General features: G+C 66.0%; 28 protein-coding genes. All 28 read left to right on the top strand.

Annotated features, from left to right (window positions below; all coding sequences use genetic code 11):
• Positions 1 to 24 precede the first annotated feature (24 nt).
• The 28 genes from ACZ4RZ_RS04075 (at position 25) to rpsM (ending at position 15,285) form a co-directional block, all read left to right on the top strand.
• A complete protein-coding gene (locus ACZ4RZ_RS04075; protein ID WP_467741726.1) occupies positions 25 to 492 on the top strand; it encodes a hypothetical protein in 468 nt (155 codons plus the stop codon).
• Between the two features lie 524 nt (positions 493 to 1,016).
• On the top strand, positions 1,017 to 1,325 hold the full coding sequence (gene rpsJ, locus ACZ4RZ_RS04070) for a 30S ribosomal protein S10 (protein ID WP_003948644.1): 309 nt from the start codon (positions 1,017 to 1,019) through the stop codon (positions 1,323 to 1,325).
• 17 nt (positions 1,326 to 1,342) lie between these two features.
• Positions 1,343 to 1,987 (top strand): 50S ribosomal protein L3, encoded by a 645-nt coding sequence (rplC, locus tag ACZ4RZ_RS04065; RefSeq protein WP_381254488.1) that lies wholly within the window; start codon positions 1,343 to 1,345, stop codon positions 1,985 to 1,987.
• Between the two features lie 8 nt (positions 1,988 to 1,995).
• On the top strand, positions 1,996 to 2,649 hold the full coding sequence (gene rplD, locus ACZ4RZ_RS04060) for a 50S ribosomal protein L4 (protein ID WP_467741724.1): 654 nt from the start codon (positions 1,996 to 1,998) through the stop codon (positions 2,647 to 2,649).
• Complete coding sequence (gene rplW, locus ACZ4RZ_RS04055) at positions 2,649 to 3,065, top strand: 50S ribosomal protein L23 (protein WP_356804105.1); 417 nt, start codon at positions 2,649 to 2,651, stop codon at positions 3,063 to 3,065. Before rplD ends, rplW begins: the two co-directional genes overlap by 1 nt.
• 39 nt (positions 3,066 to 3,104) lie before the next feature.
• Complete coding sequence (gene rplB / locus ACZ4RZ_RS04050) at positions 3,105 to 3,941, top strand: 50S ribosomal protein L2 (protein ID WP_030039757.1); 837 nt, start codon at positions 3,105 to 3,107, stop codon at positions 3,939 to 3,941.
• A gap of 12 nt (positions 3,942 to 3,953) precedes the next feature.
• Positions 3,954 to 4,235, top strand: a complete 282-nt coding sequence (rpsS, locus tag ACZ4RZ_RS04045) for a 30S ribosomal protein S19 (protein WP_005481224.1) — start codon at positions 3,954 to 3,956, stop codon at positions 4,233 to 4,235.
• Positions 4,236 to 4,276: 41 nt separating this feature from the next.
• Complete coding sequence (rplV, locus tag ACZ4RZ_RS04040; RefSeq protein ID WP_003974262.1) at positions 4,277 to 4,624, top strand: 50S ribosomal protein L22; 348 nt, start codon at positions 4,277 to 4,279, stop codon at positions 4,622 to 4,624.
• Complete coding sequence (gene rpsC, locus ACZ4RZ_RS04035) at positions 4,624 to 5,466, top strand: 30S ribosomal protein S3 (RefSeq protein ID WP_189190334.1); 843 nt, start codon at positions 4,624 to 4,626, stop codon at positions 5,464 to 5,466. The genes rplV and rpsC overlap by 1 nt, the downstream gene beginning before the upstream one ends.
• A gap of 5 nt (positions 5,467 to 5,471) precedes the next feature.
• Positions 5,472 to 5,891, top strand: a complete 420-nt coding sequence (gene rplP, locus ACZ4RZ_RS04030; protein ID WP_099500627.1) for a 50S ribosomal protein L16 — start codon at positions 5,472 to 5,474, stop codon at positions 5,889 to 5,891.
• The gene (gene rpmC, locus ACZ4RZ_RS04025; protein ID WP_003998824.1) at positions 5,891 to 6,115 is read left to right on the top strand and encodes a 50S ribosomal protein L29; all 225 of its coding nucleotides are present in this window, start codon (positions 5,891 to 5,893) and stop codon (positions 6,113 to 6,115) included. Before rplP ends, rpmC begins: the two co-directional genes overlap by 1 nt.
• Positions 6,115 to 6,402 carry a 30S ribosomal protein S17 gene (gene rpsQ / locus ACZ4RZ_RS04020; protein WP_099500628.1) on the top strand — a complete coding sequence of 96 codons (288 nt, stop codon included), beginning with the start codon at positions 6,115 to 6,117 and terminating at the stop codon, positions 6,400 to 6,402. Before rpmC ends, rpsQ begins: the two co-directional genes overlap by 1 nt.
• Positions 6,403 to 6,505: 103 nt before the next feature.
• Positions 6,506 to 6,874 carry a 50S ribosomal protein L14 gene (rplN, locus tag ACZ4RZ_RS04015; protein WP_003998823.1) on the top strand — a complete coding sequence of 123 codons (369 nt, stop codon included), beginning with the start codon at positions 6,506 to 6,508 and terminating at the stop codon, positions 6,872 to 6,874.
• Between the two features lie 2 nt (positions 6,875 to 6,876).
• Complete coding sequence (gene rplX / locus ACZ4RZ_RS04010) at positions 6,877 to 7,200, top strand: 50S ribosomal protein L24 (RefSeq protein ID WP_053674523.1); 324 nt, start codon at positions 6,877 to 6,879, stop codon at positions 7,198 to 7,200.
• On the top strand, positions 7,197 to 7,754 hold the full coding sequence (gene rplE / locus ACZ4RZ_RS04005; protein WP_384560389.1) for a 50S ribosomal protein L5: 558 nt from the start codon (positions 7,197 to 7,199) through the stop codon (positions 7,752 to 7,754). Before rplX ends, rplE begins: the two co-directional genes overlap by 4 nt.
• A gap of 5 nt (positions 7,755 to 7,759) precedes the next feature.
• On the top strand, positions 7,760 to 7,945 hold the full coding sequence (locus ACZ4RZ_RS04000; RefSeq protein WP_003948630.1) for a type Z 30S ribosomal protein S14: 186 nt from the start codon (positions 7,760 to 7,762) through the stop codon (positions 7,943 to 7,945).
• A 210-nt stretch (positions 7,946 to 8,155) separates the two neighbouring features.
• Entirely contained in the window at positions 8,156 to 8,554 is a 399-nt protein-coding gene (gene rpsH / locus ACZ4RZ_RS03995; RefSeq protein ID WP_014674378.1) for a 30S ribosomal protein S8, read from the top strand.
• Between the two features lie 24 nt (positions 8,555 to 8,578).
• A complete protein-coding gene (gene rplF / locus ACZ4RZ_RS03990; RefSeq protein ID WP_189190332.1) occupies positions 8,579 to 9,118 on the top strand; it encodes a 50S ribosomal protein L6 in 540 nt (179 codons plus the stop codon).
• A 3-nt stretch (positions 9,119 to 9,121) separates the two neighbouring features.
• A complete protein-coding gene (gene rplR / locus ACZ4RZ_RS03985) occupies positions 9,122 to 9,505 on the top strand; it encodes a 50S ribosomal protein L18 (protein WP_060901491.1) in 384 nt (127 codons plus the stop codon).
• A gap of 41 nt (positions 9,506 to 9,546) precedes the next feature.
• Complete coding sequence (gene rpsE, locus ACZ4RZ_RS03980; protein ID WP_037694140.1) at positions 9,547 to 10,152, top strand: 30S ribosomal protein S5; 606 nt, start codon at positions 9,547 to 9,549, stop codon at positions 10,150 to 10,152.
• Complete coding sequence (gene rpmD / locus ACZ4RZ_RS03975; RefSeq protein ID WP_003974250.1) at positions 10,152 to 10,334, top strand: 50S ribosomal protein L30; 183 nt, start codon at positions 10,152 to 10,154, stop codon at positions 10,332 to 10,334. Before rpsE ends, rpmD begins: the two co-directional genes overlap by 1 nt.
• Before the next feature lie 2 nt (positions 10,335 to 10,336).
• Entirely contained in the window at positions 10,337 to 10,792 is a 456-nt protein-coding gene (gene rplO, locus ACZ4RZ_RS03970) for a 50S ribosomal protein L15 (protein ID WP_003974249.1), read from the top strand.
• Between the two features lie 245 nt (positions 10,793 to 11,037).
• Positions 11,038 to 12,351 carry a preprotein translocase subunit SecY gene (gene secY, locus ACZ4RZ_RS03965; protein ID WP_467741718.1) on the top strand — a complete coding sequence of 438 codons (1,314 nt, stop codon included), beginning with the start codon at positions 11,038 to 11,040 and terminating at the stop codon, positions 12,349 to 12,351.
• Complete coding sequence (locus tag ACZ4RZ_RS03960) at positions 12,351 to 13,007, top strand: adenylate kinase (protein WP_467741716.1); 657 nt, start codon at positions 12,351 to 12,353, stop codon at positions 13,005 to 13,007. The genes secY and ACZ4RZ_RS03960 overlap by 1 nt, the downstream gene beginning before the upstream one ends.
• Positions 13,008 to 13,198: 191 nt before the next feature.
• Complete coding sequence (gene map, locus ACZ4RZ_RS03955; RefSeq protein WP_467741714.1) at positions 13,199 to 14,035, top strand: type I methionyl aminopeptidase; 837 nt, start codon at positions 13,199 to 13,201, stop codon at positions 14,033 to 14,035.
• Between the two features lie 247 nt (positions 14,036 to 14,282).
• Positions 14,283 to 14,504: a translation initiation factor IF-1 gene (gene infA / locus ACZ4RZ_RS03950; protein ID WP_003948620.1), complete on the top strand. Its 222-nt coding sequence runs from the start codon at positions 14,283 to 14,285 to the stop codon at positions 14,502 to 14,504.
• 70 nt (positions 14,505 to 14,574) lie between these two features.
• The gene (gene rpmJ, locus ACZ4RZ_RS03945) at positions 14,575 to 14,688 is read left to right on the top strand and encodes a 50S ribosomal protein L36 (RefSeq protein ID WP_003998809.1); all 114 of its coding nucleotides are present in this window, start codon (positions 14,575 to 14,577) and stop codon (positions 14,686 to 14,688) included.
• A gap of 216 nt (positions 14,689 to 14,904) precedes the next feature.
• The gene (gene rpsM, locus ACZ4RZ_RS03940) at positions 14,905 to 15,285 is read left to right on the top strand and encodes a 30S ribosomal protein S13 (protein WP_189190326.1); all 381 of its coding nucleotides are present in this window, start codon (positions 14,905 to 14,907) and stop codon (positions 15,283 to 15,285) included.
• The last annotated feature ends 57 nt before the right edge of the window (positions 15,286 to 15,342 follow it).

Genomic DNA, 15,342 nt, shown 5'->3' with positions numbered 1-15,342 from the left:
ACGAGCCGGGCGGAGGCTGAGGTCATGGCATCCGACCACGACTGGGAAACCGGCGAGGGCCTGTCGCACATCGACGACCCCGTCGAGGTGGACGCGGCGTTCGAGCGCGGTGAGCGGCACCTCGGTACGGCGGTGATCGGGCTGGTCTTCACCTGCGCGCTGGCCGAGGCGTCGCCTCGGGTCGTCCGGGCGATGCGGCTGCCGGACGCCACTCAGCGGCAGATCGCGTTCACCGCGGCGGGCACCGCGGCGCGGCTGAACGGTGAGCTGACGCCGGAGCTGTACGCCGCGCTGCGTGCCGAGGGTCCCCGCGGCTTCGCCGAGGACGCCATCGACGACACGCTGACCTTCGTGCCGTTCCGGAAGCTGCCGCCGTGGTTCAAGTCGCGGTGGCTGCTGGCCACGGTGCGGGGCGCCGTGCAGGGCTGGTGGCTGCGGTCCGAGGACGCGGTCGGGGATGCCTGGCGGGCCCTGCGCGGACGCCGCTCCTGAGTGGGTGGGCCAGGCGAGCGCCTGCCTGGACGGCCACATGGGTGACGGGCGAGACGTGACCCGGGCGCGGCCCCTCGGAGGCCCAGGTCCCGTGGTCTCGGCCGAGCCGGGTTTGACCTACGTCACCCTCGGGGTACGATCCTCGGCTCGATTGGCCAGCCCCCCGCCCCGTATGGCAGACTAACGGGGTTGCTCGGTCGAGTGCCGATGCTGCGCGCCTCCCGCCGGGAGGACTGGAAGCGAGTCCCACAGTACTCGTCGCCCAATCTGTCGGAAGGCAGCGCTGGGGCGGACGTACGGGAATCTTCCGGGAAGTGTCAGCGGGGTGCCGACCAGGCGCCCGGTGGGTGTTCAGCCCCCGGTCCTGCGGTTGTTTTTGGGCCGTGTCCCTCGGTGGGGAAATCCGTGATGCGGAGATCTCTGTCAGCAGGAGCGCGACACGCCCGACCGCGTGGGTCGGAGGTAAGGGACGCGGACCCCCGGGTACCAGAGCGTTTTACGAGACAAAGGACTACTGAGTAGCCATGGCGGGACAGAAGATCCGCATCCGGCTCAAGGCCTACGACCACGAGGTCATCGACTCCTCGGCGAAGAAGATCGTCGAGACGGTGACCCGCACTGGTGCGTCGGTCGCGGGCCCGGTGCCGCTGCCCACTGAGAAGAACGTGTACTGCGTCATCAAGTCGCCGCACAAGTACAAGGACTCGCGCGAGCACTTCGAGATGCGCACGCACAAGCGCCTGATCGACATCCTCGACCCGACGCCCAAGACCGTTGACTCTCTGATGCGACTCGACCTTCCGGCCGGTGTCGACATCGAGATCAAGCTCTAAGGGTCGGTGATCTGAGAATGGCTAAGCAGATCAAGGGCATCCTGGGCGAGAAGCTCGGCATGACGCAGGTGTGGGACGAGAACAACCGTGTTGTTCCGGTCACCGTCGTCAAGGCCGGCCCCAACGTCGTCACCCAGGTTCGTACGAACGACACCGACGGCTACGAGTCGGTCCAGATCGCCTTCGGCGAGATCGACCCGCGCAAGGTGAACAAGCCCCTCAAGGGCCACTTCGCCAAGGCCGACGTCACTCCCCGCCGCCACCTCGTCGAGATCCGTACCGCTGACGCCAGCGAGTACACCCTCGGCCAGGAGATCACCGCTGAGGTGTTCGAGGCCGGCATCAAGGTGGATGTGACCGGCAAGAGCAAGGGCAAGGGCTTCGCCGGTGTCATGAAGCGCCACAACTTCCGGGGCCTCGGCGCCGGGCACGGTGTCCAGCGCAAGCACCGCTCTCCCGGCTCCATCGGTGGCTGCGCCACCCCGGGCCGTGTGTTCAAGGGCGTCCGCATGGCGGGCCGCATGGGCAACGAGCGGGTCACCACCCAGAACCTGACCGTCCACGCCGTTGACGCGGAGAAGGGTCTGCTGCTCATCAAGGGCGCGATTCCTGGTCCGAACGGCGGCCTCGTCCTGGTCCGCACCGCGGCCAAGGGGGCCTGAGGTAACCGATGAGCACTGTTGACATCCTTTCGCCGGCAGGCGACAAGACCGGGACGGTCGAGCTCCCCGCGGAGATCTTCGACGTCGAGAAGGTCAGCGTTCCGCTGCTTCACCAGGTCGTCGTCGCGCAGCTGGCCGCTGCCCGCCAGGGCACGCACAAGACCAAGACCCGCGCCGAGGTTCGTGGTGGCGGTAGGAAGCCCTACCGTCAGAAGGGCACCGGCCGCGCGCGCCAGGGCTCGACCCGTGCCCCGCAGTTCGCCGGTGGTGGCGTCGTGCACGGTCCCGTGCCGCGTGACTACTCGCAGCGGACCCCGAAGAAGATGAAGGCCGCGGCCCTGCGTCACGCCCTCACCGACCGGGCCCGCAACAACCGCATCCACGTCGTCACCGGCGTGGTCGACGGCGAGATCTCCACCAAGGCCGCGAAGAACCTGCTCGGCAAGATCTCGGAGCGCAAGAACGTGCTCCTGGTCATCGAGCGGAACGACGAGGCCGGGCTGCTCTCCGCCCGCAACCTGCCCCAGGTCCACATCCTGGAGCCGGGCCAGCTGAACACGTACGACGTTCTCGTCTCGGACGACGTGGTCTTCACCCAGGCCGCTTTCGAGTCCTTCGTGTCTGGCCCCAAGGCCGCTGACACCGAAGGGAGCGAAGCCTGATGGCTACGCGTCACCCGAGCATTGCCTCCAAGGCGGCCAAGGCCGCCAAGGCCGCGCGCGTCGCCAAGGCGAAGCGCCACGAGGCCGAGGGCAAGAACACCGTCGAGACGCCGCTGAGCAAGAGCTTCACGGACCCCCGTGACGTCCTCCTCAAGCCGGTCGTCTCCGAGAAGAGCTACGCGCTGCTCGACGAGGGCAAGTACACCTTCGTCGTGGACCCGCGGGCCAACAAGACCCAGATCAAGCAGGCCGTCCAGGCGGTCTTCTCGGTCAAGGTCACCGGAGTCAACACGATCAACCGCCAGGGCAAGCGCAAGCGGACCAAGAGCGGCTTCGGCAAGCGTGCCGACAGCAAGCGCGCGATCGTGACCCTCGCTGAGGGCGACCGTATCGACATCTTCGGCCAGGCCTCCTAACGGAGCGCCCTGGTCCGAATATCGGACGAGGACTGAGAAATGGGAATCCGCAAGTACAAGCCGACTACGCCGGGCCGTCGTGGCTCCAGCGTCGCCGACTTCGTCGAGGTCACGCGGTCCACGCCGGAGAAGTCGCTGGTCCGCCCGCTGCACAGCAAGGGCGGCCGTAACAACGCCGGTCGTGTGACCGTTCGCCACCAGGGTGGCGGACACAAGCGCGCCTACCGAGTGATCGACTTCCGTCGTCACGACAAGGACGGCGTGCCGGCGAAGGTCGCGCACATCGAATACGACCCCAACCGCACCGCGCGCATCGCGCTGCTGCACTACGCCGACGGCGAGAAGCGCTACATCCTCGCCCCGCGCAACCTGCAGCAGGGTGACCGCGTCGAGAACGGTCCCGGGGCCGACATCAAGCCGGGCAACAACCTGGCCCTCCGCAACATCCCGGTCGGTACCACGATCCACGCGATCGAGATCCGTCCCGGTGGCGGTGCCAAGTTCGCCCGCTCCGCCGGTGCCTCGGTGCAGCTGCTCGCGAAGGAGGGCACGATGGCCCACCTCCGCATGCCGTCGGGTGAGATCCGCCTGGTCGACCAGCGCTGCCGCGCCACGGTCGGCGAGGTCGGCAACGCCGAGCAGAGCAACATCAACTGGGGTAAGGCCGGCCGCAAGCGCTGGCTGGGCGTTCGTCCGACCGTTCGCGGTGTGGCGATGAACCCGGTTGACCACCCGCACGGTGGTGGTGAGGGCAAGACCTCCGGTGGTCGCCACCCGGTCTCCCCGTGGGGTCAGAAGGAGGGTCGTACTCGTTCGCCGAAGAAGGCTTCGAACAAGTACATCGTCCGCCGCCGCAAGACGAACAAGAAGCGCTAGGAGCGGGTTTAGATGCCGCGCAGTCTCAAGAAGGGGCCCTTCGTCGACGACCACCTGATCAAGAAGGTGGACGTACAGAACGAAGCCGGCACCAAGAACGTCATCAAGACCTGGTCCCGTCGCTCGATGATCATCCCGGCCATGCTCGGCCACACGATCGCGGTGCACAACGGCAAGACCCACATTCCGGTGTTTGTCACCGAGTCGATGGTCGGCCACAAGCTCGGCGAGTTCTCGCCGACGCGCACCTTCCGGGGTCACGTCAAGGACGACCGGAAGTCGAAGCGCCGCTAACGCGGGGTGGAATGACCATGACAGACACTGGAAGGACAACCATGGAAGCCAGGGCCCAGGCGCGGTACATCCGCGTTACGCCCATGAAGGCCCGCCGCGTGGTGGACCTTATCCGTGGCATGGATGCCACGGAGGCTCAGGCGGTCCTGCGTTTCGCCCCGCAGGCCGCGAGCGTGCCGGTCGGCAAGGTGCTGGACAGCGCCATCGCCAACGCCGCGCACAACTACGACCACACCGACGCCGACAGCCTCTTCATCTCCGAGGCGTACGTCGACGAGGGCCCGACCCTGAAGCGGTTCCGTCCGCGTGCCCAGGGCCGCGCCTACCGGATCCGCAAGCGGACCAGCCACATCACTGTGGTCGTCAGCAGCAAGGAAGGAACCCGGTAATGGGCCAGAAGGTTAACCCGCATGGGTTCCGGCTCGGTGTCACCACGGACTTCAAGTCCCGGTGGTACGCCGACAAGCTGTACAAGGACTACGTCAAGGAAGACGTCGCCATCCGTCGGATGATGACGTCCGGCATGGAGCGCGCCGGTATCTCGAAGGTTGAGATCGAGCGCACCCGTGACCGCGTGCGGGTGGACATCCACACCGCGCGTCCCGGCATCGTCATCGGCCGCCGTGGCGCCGAGGCCGACCGCATCCGCGGCGACCTCGAGAAGCTCACGGGCAAGCAGGTCCAGCTGAACATCCTCGAGGTCAAGAACCCCGAGACCGACGCTCAGCTGGTTGCTCAGGCCGTTGCCGAGCAGCTGTCCTCCCGCGTCTCCTTCCGTCGCGCCATGCGTAAGAGCATGCAGTCGGCGATGAAGGCGGGCGCCAAGGGCATCAAGATCCAGTGTGGTGGCCGTCTCGGCGGCGCCGAGATGTCCCGCTCGGAGTTCTACCGCGAGGGCCGTGTGCCCCTGCACACGCTCCGCGCGAACGTCGACTACGGCTTCTTCGAGGCCAAGACGACCTTCGGCCGTATCGGTGTGAAGGTCTGGATCTACAAGGGCGACGTCAAGAACATCGCCGAGGTCCGCGCCGAGAACGCCGCTGCCCGCGCCGGCAACCGCCCGGCCCGTGGCGGTGCTGACCGCCCGGCCGGCCGTGGTGGCCGTGGTGGCGAGCGTGGCGGTCGCGGCCGCAAGCCGCAGCAGCAGTCCGCGCCGGCTGCCGAGGCCCCCAAGGCCGAGGCTCCCGCCGCCGCTGCCGCTCCGGCTGAGAGCACCGGAACGGAGGCCTGACCGACATGCTGATCCCCCGTAGGGTCAAGCACCGCAAGCAGCACCACCCCAAGCGCCGTGGTCAGGCCAAGGGCGGTACGCAGGTTTCGTTCGGCGAGTACGGCATTCAGGCCCTCACGCCGGCGTACGTGACCAACCGCCAGATCGAGGCGGCTCGTATCGCGATGACCCGCCACATCAAGCGTGGCGGCAAGGTCTGGATCAACATCTACCCGGACCGCCCGCTGACGAAGAAGCCCGCCGAGACCCGCATGGGTTCCGGTAAGGGTTCGCCCGAGTGGTGGGTCGCGAACGTGCACCCGGGCCGGGTCATGTTCGAGCTGTCCTACCCCAACGAGAAGATCGCCCGTGAGGCCCTGACTCGCGCAGCCCACAAGCTGCCGATGAAGTGCCGGATCGTCAAGCGCGAGGCAGGTGAAGCGTGATGTCGGCCGGTACCAAGGCGTCCGAGCTGCGCGAACTGGGTGACGAGGAGCTTCTCGCGAAGCTTCGCGAAGCCAAGGAAGAGCTGTTCAACCTCCGCTTCCAGGCGGCGACCGGTCAGCTCGAGAACCACGGTCGGCTCAAGGCCGTCCGTAAGGACATCGCGCGGATCTACACCCTGATGCGTGAGCGCGAGCTGGGCATCGAGACGGTGGAGAGCGCCTGATGAGCGAGAGCAACGTGACTGAGCAGAAGACCGAGGCGCGCGGATTCCGCAAGACCCGCGAGGGTCTGGTCGTCAGCGACAAGATGGACAAGACCGTCGTCGTCGCCGTCGAGGACCGCGTGAAGCACGCCCTGTACGGCAAGGTCATCCGCCGTACGAGCAAGCTCAAGGCCCACGACGAGCAGAACGCCGCCGGTGTCGGCGACCGCGTCCTCCTGATGGAGACCCGGCCGCTGTCCTCGACGAAGCGCTGGCGCATCGTCGAGATCCTCGAGAAGGCCAAGTAATTACCTGAGGGGTATCCCTCAGGTTCGTTCCGCCAGGCTCGGGGCGGGGCCGTCGTAAAGGACGGCCCCGCCCCGGGAACCGGCAGACAATCAGGAGATAGACGTGATCCAGCAGGAGTCGCGACTGCGTGTCGCCGACAACACTGGTGCGAAGGAAATCCTTTGCATCCGTGTGCTCGGTGGCTCCGGTCGCCGCTACGCGGGCATCGGTGACGTCATCGTCGCCACCGTCAAGGACGCGATCCCCGGTGGCAACGTGAAGAAGGGTGACGTCGTCAAGGCGGTCATCGTTCGCACCGTGAAGGAGCGCCGTCGTCCGGACGGCTCGTACATCCGCTTCGACGAGAACGCCGCCGTCATTCTGAAGAACGACGGCGACCCTCGCGGCACCCGCATCTTCGGCCCGGTCGGGCGTGAGCTGCGCGAGAAGAAGTTCATGAAGATCATCTCGCTGGCTCCGGAGGTGCTGTAAGCATGAAGATCAAGAAGGGCGACCTGGTTCAGGTCATCACCGGTAAGGACAAGGGCAAGCAGGGCAAGGTCATTGCCGCTTACCCGCGCGACGAGCGCGTCCTGGTCGAGGGTGTCAACCGGGTCAAGAAGCACACGAAGGCCGGCCCCACCGCTCGCGGTTCGCAGGCCGGCGGCATCGTGACCACCGAGGCCCCGATTCACGTGAGCAACGTTCAGCTCGTCGTGGAGAAGGACGGCAACAAGGTCGTCACGCGTGTCGGTTACCGCTTCGACGACGAGGGCAACAAGATCCGCGTTGCCAAGCGGACGGGTGAGGACATCTGATGGCTACCACCACTCCGCGTCTCAAGACGAAGTACCGCGAGGAGATCGCGGGCAAGCTGCGTGAGGAGTTCTCCTACGAGAACGTCATGCAGGTTCCCGGCCTCGTCAAGATTGTGGTCAACATGGGTGTCGGCGACGCCGCCCGTGACTCCAAGCTCATGGACGGTGCCGTCCGTGACCTGACCACGATCACCGGTCAGAAGCCGGCCATCACCAAGGCCCGCAAGTCCATCGCGCAGTTCAAGCTGCGCGAGGGTCAGCCGATCGGTGCCCACGTCACGCTCCGTGGCGACCGCATGTGGGAGTTCCTGGACCGCACCCTGTCGCTCGCGCTGCCGCGCATCCGCGACTTCCGCGGCCTGTCCCCCAAGCAGTTCGACGGCCGTGGCAACTACACCTTCGGTCTCACGGAGCAGGTCATGTTCCACGAGATCGACCAGGACAAGATCGACCGCGTCCGGGGTATGGACATCACCGTGGTGACCACGGCGACCAACGACGCTGAGGGCCGTGCCCTTCTCCGTCACCTCGGCTTCCCCTTCAAGGAGGCGTAAGCGAGATGGCGAAGAAGGCTCTGATTGCCAAGGCTGCTCGTAAGCCCAAGTTCGGTGTGCGTGGCTACACGCGCTGCCAGCGCTGCGGTCGTCCGCACTCCGTGTACCGCAAGTTCGGCCTGTGCCGCGTGTGCCTTCGTGAGATGGCTCACCGTGGCGAGCTGCCGGGCGTGACCAAGAGCTCCTGGTAATCCCGTAATTCGGGATTCCAGAGGCTCTCGGTAAGCAAAGGGCACTGTCAGGAGCCCACCCCTCCATGGCTTAGGCTAGGAGGGTTGGGCGCCTGACGCCCGTACGACTTACTACGCCGTAGGTCCCCGCACCGCACCCGTCCCGCCTCTGAGCGGGGAGAGGGATGGCGCATACAGGAAACCCCGGCGAGAGAGGCCGAAGGCCAATTCATGACCATGACTGATCCGATCGCAGACATGCTTACGCGTCTGCGTAACGCGAACTCGGCATACCACGACTCGGTGTCGATGCCGCACAGCAAGATCAAGTCGCACATCGCGGAGATCCTCCAGCAGGAGGGCTTCATCACGGGCTGGAAGGTCGAGGACGCCGAGGTCGGCAAGAACCTCGTCCTCGAGCTGAAGTTCGGCCCGAACCGTGAGCGCTCCATCGCGGGCATCAAGCGGATCTCCAAGCCCGGTCTCCGGGTTTACGCGAAGTCCACCAACCTGCCGAAGGTGCTCGGCGGCCTCGGCGTGGCGATCATCTCCACGTCCCACGGGCTCCTCACCGACAAGCAGGCCGGCAAGAAGGGCGTAGGCGGAGAAGTTCTCGCCTACGTCTGGTAGCGGAAGGGAACGGAGGAAACAGCTATGTCGCGCATTGGCAAGCTCCCCATCACGGTTCCCGCCGGCGTGGACGTCACCATCGACGGCCGTACGGTCCAGGTGAAGGGCCCCAAGGGCACCCTCTCCCACACCGTCGCGGCGCCGATCGAGATCGCTAAGGGTGAGGACGGCGTTCTGAACGTCACCCGCCCGAACGACGAGCGTCAGAACAAGGCCCTCCACGGCCTGTCCCGCACGCTGGTGGCGAACATGATCACCGGCGTGACCACGGGTTACGTGAAGAAGCTCGAGATCAGCGGTGTCGGTTACCGAGTCCTGGCGAAGGGCTCCAACCTGGAGTTCTCGCTCGGCTACAGCCACCCGATCACCGTCGAGGCCCCCGAGGGCATCACCTTCAAGGTGGAGGCCCCCACCCGTTTCTCGGTCGAGGGCATCGACAAGCAGAAGGTCGGCGAGGTTGCGGCCAACATCCGCAAGCTGCGCAAGCCTGACCCGTACAAGGCCAAGGGCGTCAAGTACGAGGGCGAAGTCATCCGCCGCAAGGTCGGAAAGGCGGGTAAGTAAGCCATGGCATACGGTGTCAAGATCGCTAAGGGCGACGCTTACAAGCGTGCTGCCATCAAGCGTCGTCACATCCGGATCCGTAAGCACATCTCGGGTACGGCCGAGCGTCCGCGCCTGGTCGTGACGCGCTCCAACCGCCACATCGTGGCCCAGGTCATCGACGACGTTAAGGGTCACACCCTCGCGTCGGCGTCGACCCTGGACACCACGATCCGCGGTGGCGAGGCCGACAAGTCGGCTCAGGCCAAGTCGGTCGGCGCCCTGGTCGCCGAGCGCGCCAAGGCCGCCGGTGTCGAGGCTGTCGTATTCGACCGTGGTGGAAACCAGTACGCCGGGCGCATCGCTGCCCTGGCGGACGCCGCCCGCGAAGCCGGACTCAAGTTCTGAGTCGGTTCCGTAGCTAGCGGAAACAGAGAGAGGTAATTCCAATGGCTGGACCCCAGCGCCGCGGTGGCGGTGCCGGTGGCGGCGAGCGGCGGGACCGGAAGGGCCGTGACGGCGGCGCAGCTGCTGCCGAGAAGACCGCGTACGTTGAGCGCGTTGTCGCGATCAACCGCGTCGCCAAGGTTGTGAAGGGTGGTCGTCGCTTCAGCTTCACCGCGCTGGTCGTGGTGGGCGACGGTGACGGCACCGTGGGTGTCGGTTACGGCAAGGCCAAGGAGGTGCCGGCCGCCATCGCCAAGGGTGTTGAGGAGGCCAAGAAGCACTTCTTCAAGGTCCCCCGTATCCAGGGCACCATCCCGCACCCGATCACGGGCGAGAAGGCCGCGGGCGTCGTCCTGCTCAAGCCTGCTTCCCCCGGTACCGGCGTTATCGCCGGTGGCCCGGTGCGTGCTGTGCTCGAGTGCGCCGGCGTTCACGACATCCTGTCGAAGTCGCTCGGCTCGTCCAACGCGATCAACATCGTGCACGCGACCGTGGCGGCCCTCAAGGGCCTGCAGCGTCCCGAGGAGATCGCGGCTCGCCGTGGTCTGCCCCTCGAGGACGTCGCCCCCGCGGCTCTTCTCCGTGCGCGTGCCGGGGCTGGTGCGTAATGGCGCAGCTCAAGATCACGCAGGTGAAGTCGTACATCGGCAGCAAGCAGAACCACCGTGACACCCTGCGCTCCCTTGGTCTCAAGGGCATCAACACGCAGGTCGTCAAGGAGGACCGCCCCGAGTTCCGCGGCATGGTGCACACCGTCCGCCACCTCGTGACGGTCGAGGAGGTCGACTGATCATGGCGGAGAACAACCCGCTCAAGATCCACAACCTCCGTCCCGCCCCGGGCGCCAAGACCGCCAAGACCCGTGTGGGTCGTGGTGAGGCGTCGAAGGGTAAGACGGCCGGTCGTGGTACCAAGGGCACCAAGGCCCGCTACCAGGTTCCGGAGCGCTTCGAGGGTGGGCAGATGCCCCTCCACATGCGTCTCCCGAAGCTGAAGGGCTTCAAGAACCCGTTCAAGACCGAGTTCCAGGTCGTGAACCTCGACAAGCTGGCCGCGCTGTACCCGGAGGGTGGCGAGGTCACCGTCGAGGGTCTCGTCGCCAAGGGTGCCGTTCGCAAGAACAGCCTCGTCAAGGTCCTCGGCCAGGGCGAGATCTCCGTGGCGCTGCAGGTGACGGTCGACGCCGTCTCCGGCTCCGCCAAGGAGAAGATCACCGCCGCCGGCGGTACCGTCACCGAGCTCGTCTGACCTCATTCAGGCGTCTCGATGACTTGAGCGATCCCGACCGGGGGTGCCCCACAAATGGGGCATCCCCGGTTGGTCGTTCCAAGGGGGGCAGTGTCGCCGGTAAGGTGGCCTGCACTGCTAATTTTCGTCCGGTGTGCCTCACGGGAACTCCGGACAGCATTTGACTGTTGGTTAGCTGTCAGTTATCCGTCGAACCTCAAGACCGTCACCTCTGACGCACTTGCGCGGGGGTCGCAGGAGGCACCGTGCTCACCGCGTTCGCCCGGGCGTTCAGGACGCCCGACCTGCGCAAGAAGCTGCTCTTCACGCTCGCCATCATCGTGGTGTTCCGGGTTGGTACGCACATCCCGATCCCAGGCGTCGACTACAAGTCCGTCCAGACGTGTATGGATGTGGCCAGCTCGAACCGCGGCCTGTTCAGTCTGATCAACATGTTCAGCGGTGGCGCGCTGCTCCAGATCACTGTCTTCGCGCTCGGCATCATGCCGTACATCACGGCGAGCATCATTCTCCAGCTGCTGACCGTGGTCATCCCGCGACTGGAAGCCCTCAAGAAGGAGGGACAGGCCGGCACGGCGAAGATCACGCAGTACACCCGTTATCTGACGGTGGCACTCGCCGTTCTGCAGGGCACCGGCCTGGTGGCCACCGCTCGCAGCGGCGCCCTCTTCCAGGGCTGCCCCGTGGCGAACCAGATCGTGCCCGACCAGTCGATCTTCGCCACCATGACCATGGTCATCACCATGACGGCCGGTACCTGTGTCGTCATGTGGCTCGGCGAGCTCATCACGGACCGCGGCATCGGCAACGGCATGTCGATCCTGATGTTCATCTCGATCGCCGCGACCTTCCCGAGCGCGCTGTGGACGGTCAAGCTCCAGGGCAAGCTGGCCGACGGCTGGATCGAGTTCGGCACCGTGATCGCGGTCGGTCTGTGCATGGTCGGCCTGGTCGTGTTCGTCGAGCAGGCCCAGCGGCGGATCCCGGTCCAGTACGCGAAGCGCATGATCGGTCGCCGGGCGTACGGCGGAACGTCCACTTACATCCCGCTGAAGGTCAATCAGGCGGGTGTCATCCCCGTGATTTTCGCCTCTTCGCTGCTCTACATCCCCAGCCTCGTGGCCCAGTTCGCGGGCGGCAATTCCGGCTGGAAGACGTGGGTCAGCAACAACCTGACCAAGGGCGATCACCCGATCTACATCACCACGTACTTCCTGCTGATCGTCTTCTTCGCGTTCTTCTACGTGGCGATCTCCTTCAACCCCGAGGAAGTCGCCGACAATATGAAGAAGTATGGTGGCTTCATCCCGGGCATCCGGGCTGGCCGACCGACCGCTGAGTACCTGAGCTACGTACTCAACCGGATCACCTGGCCGGGTTCGCTGTATCTGGGCCTGATCGCTCTCGTACCGACGATGGCGTTGGTTGGTTTCGGGGCAAACCAGAACTTCCCGTTCGGTGGCACGAGCATCCTGATCATCGTGGGTGTCGGGCTCGAGACGGTGAAGCAGATCGAGAGCCAGCTCCAGCAGCGCAATTATGAAGGGTTCCTCCGCTGATGCGAATCGTCCTCGTCGGGCCGCCCGGTGCCGGCAAGGGAACGCAGGCCGCGTTCCTCGCCAAGAACCTGTCGATCCCGCACATCTCCACGGGCGACCTGTTCCGCGCCAACATCAGCCAGCAGACGGAACTCGGCAAACTCGCGAAGTCCTACATGGACAAGGGCGAGCTGGTGCCGGACGAGGTCACCATCGCGATGGCCAAGGACCGCATGGAGCAGCCCGACGCGGAGAACGGCTTCCTCCTCGACGGCTTCCCGCGCAACGTCTCGCAGGCCGAGGCGCTCGACGAGATGCTGCAGGCCGAGGGCATGAAGCTGGACGCGGTCCTGGACCTGGAGGTCCCCGAGGACGAGGTGGTCCGGCGCATCGCGGGCCGCCGCATCTGCCGCAACGACTCGTCGCACGTCTTCCACGTCGCCTACAAGGCGCCGAAGAAGGAGAGCGTCTGCGACGTCTGCGGTGGCGAGCTGTACCAGCGCGACGACGACTCCGAGGAGACCGTCCGCACGCGCCTGGAGGTCTACCACACGCAGACCGAGCCGATCATCGACTACTACAAGGCCCAGGGCCTGGTCGTCACGATCTCGGCGCTCGGCAAGGTGGAAGAGGTCACGGCGCGCGCCATGGAGGCATTGTCGCGCCAGGCCGCGTAGGCGGTAGCTGTACGTCGCTCCGGCCGCGGCACCCCGGGAGGGTGCCGCGGCCGAAGTGTGAGCCGGGCCCTCCGCCCGTGCCCGCCACCCTCGCCCGTGACCGCGCGTCCGCCGCGCGCCGCGGGGCCGGTGTCGTCCCCCGTATCGTTGGAGAAGTCCGTACTCTCCGGTCCAGAAAGGCCGCAGCCGCCATGGTGCAGATCAAGACCCCCGAGCAGATCGCCAAGATGCGCGAGGCGGGGCTGATCGTCGCCGCCATCCATGCGGCTACGCGTGAGGTGGCGGTGCCCGGTGCCACGACCAAGGACCTCGACGAGGTCGCGCGCAAGGTGCTCGCCGAGCACGGGGCGAAGTCGAACTTCCTGGGGTACGGCGGTTTCCCGGCGACCATCTGCACCTCGCCCAACGAGGTCGTCGTCCACGGCATCCCGAGCGACGAGGTCGTCCTGAAGGACGGCGACATCATCTCCATCGACTGCGGCGCCATCGTGGACGGCTGGCACGGGGACGCGGCGTACACGGCGTTCGTGGGCTCCGGTCACGCTCCGGAGCTGATCGAGCTGTCCCGGGTGACCGAGGAGTCGATGTGGGCCGGCATCGCCGCGATGAAGCAGGGCAACCGGCTCGTCGACGTCTCCCGTGCCGTCGAGACGTACATCCGCCGTCAGCCGAAGCCCGGCGGCGGGCGCTACGGGATCATCGAGGACTACGGTGGCCACGGCATCGGCACCGAGATGCACATGGACCCGCATCTGCTGAACTACGTCGAGCGCAAGCGCGGTAAGGGCCCCAAGCTGGTCCCCGGCTTCTGCCTGGCCATCGAGCCGATGGTGTCCCTGGGCACCCCGAAGACCGAGGTCCTCGAGGACGACTGGACGGTCATCACGACCGACGGCACCTGGTCCTCCCACTGGGAGCACTCGGTCGCGCTGACCGAACAGGGCCCACTGGTGCTGACGGCTCCGGACGGCGGCAGGGCGAAGCTCGCCGAGTACGGGGTCACCGCGGCCCCCGATCCTCTGGCGTAGTCGGTACGGCGTCCAACGGAACCGCCTGTGTGGCGGTACACGACTGGCCGACCCGGTGGACAGCCTGCCCCGCCCATCGCGCATACCGCGCCGATGAGCGGGGCATCGTCATGAGTGGCGAAGGGGACCGGGAGAATTCGTCTTTCGGGGTGCGCTGACGTAGACTGACTCGTCGGCTCTCGTGCACCCGCATGTCTGCATGCGCTCGTGCGGAGTCGATCAAGGTAGTCGATTCGAAGGGCGAAGCGTGGCCAAGAAGCAAGGTGCCATCGAGATCGAGGGCACTGTCGTCGAGTCTCTTCCGAACGCCATGTTCAAGGTCGAGCTCCAGAACGGCCACCAGGTCCTGGCACACATCAGCGGCAAGATGCGTATGCACTACATCCGCATCCTCCCTGACGACCGGGTCGTGGTGGAGCTGTCTCCGTACGACCTGACGCGTGGCCGGATCGTCTACCGGTACAAGTAGATCTTGCCTTTGCTCCGTGCTCCCGGTTCCGGGACGCGGGGGGTGGCACTGACCCGGAGAACCTCACCTAATGAAGGTCAAGCCGAGCGTCAAGAAGATCTGCGACAAGTGCAGGGTGATCCGCCGTCACGGCCGGGTCATGGTCATCTGCGAAAACCCGCGCCACAAGCAGCGCCAGGGCTGACGCACGGCCGAACCTTCTGCACCCGCAGATATTCGCGCGACGCAAGCAGTACATGTTCATACGCAGAATCCAGGGCTGAGTCTCATCAGGCCTGATACCCCCGGTCGGAGGCCGGGGACCCGGTTCGTACCGAATCTTCGATCTTCAGGAGAGAAGAGGACGGCGGGCGGGATTCGGTTCTGCGGAAGACCTCCGAACGACAACTGGAGCCATTGAATGGCACGCGTTTCCGGTGTTGACATCCCGCGCGACAAGCGTGTGGAGGTCGCCCTCACCTACGTGTTCGGCATCGGCCGGACCCTTTCCCAGCAGACGCTGGCCGAGACCGGCGTGAACCCGAACACCCGCGTTCGTGACCTCTCCGAGGAGGAGCTGGTCAAGATCCGCGAGTACGTGGACGCCAACCTCAAGACCGAGGGTGACCTCCGTCGCGAGATCCAGGGCGACATTCGCCGCAAGATCGAGATCGGCTGCTACCAGGGTCTGCGCCACCGCCGTGGCCTGCCCGTCCACGGTCAGCGCACCAGCACGAACGCTCGTACCCGCAAGGGCCCGCGTCGCGCCATCGCCGGTAAGAAGAAGCCGGGCAAGAAGTAGTCCTCAGCGGACGCTGCGGATTTTCCGGGTCTGCCCCGGAGCGCCGCATACCAGCGG

Source organism: Streptomyces sp. NPDC027189, assembly GCF_055566975.1.
The sequence above is the reverse complement of the archived record's forward strand: the minus strand, read 5'-3'. Positions and strand labels throughout refer to the sequence as shown.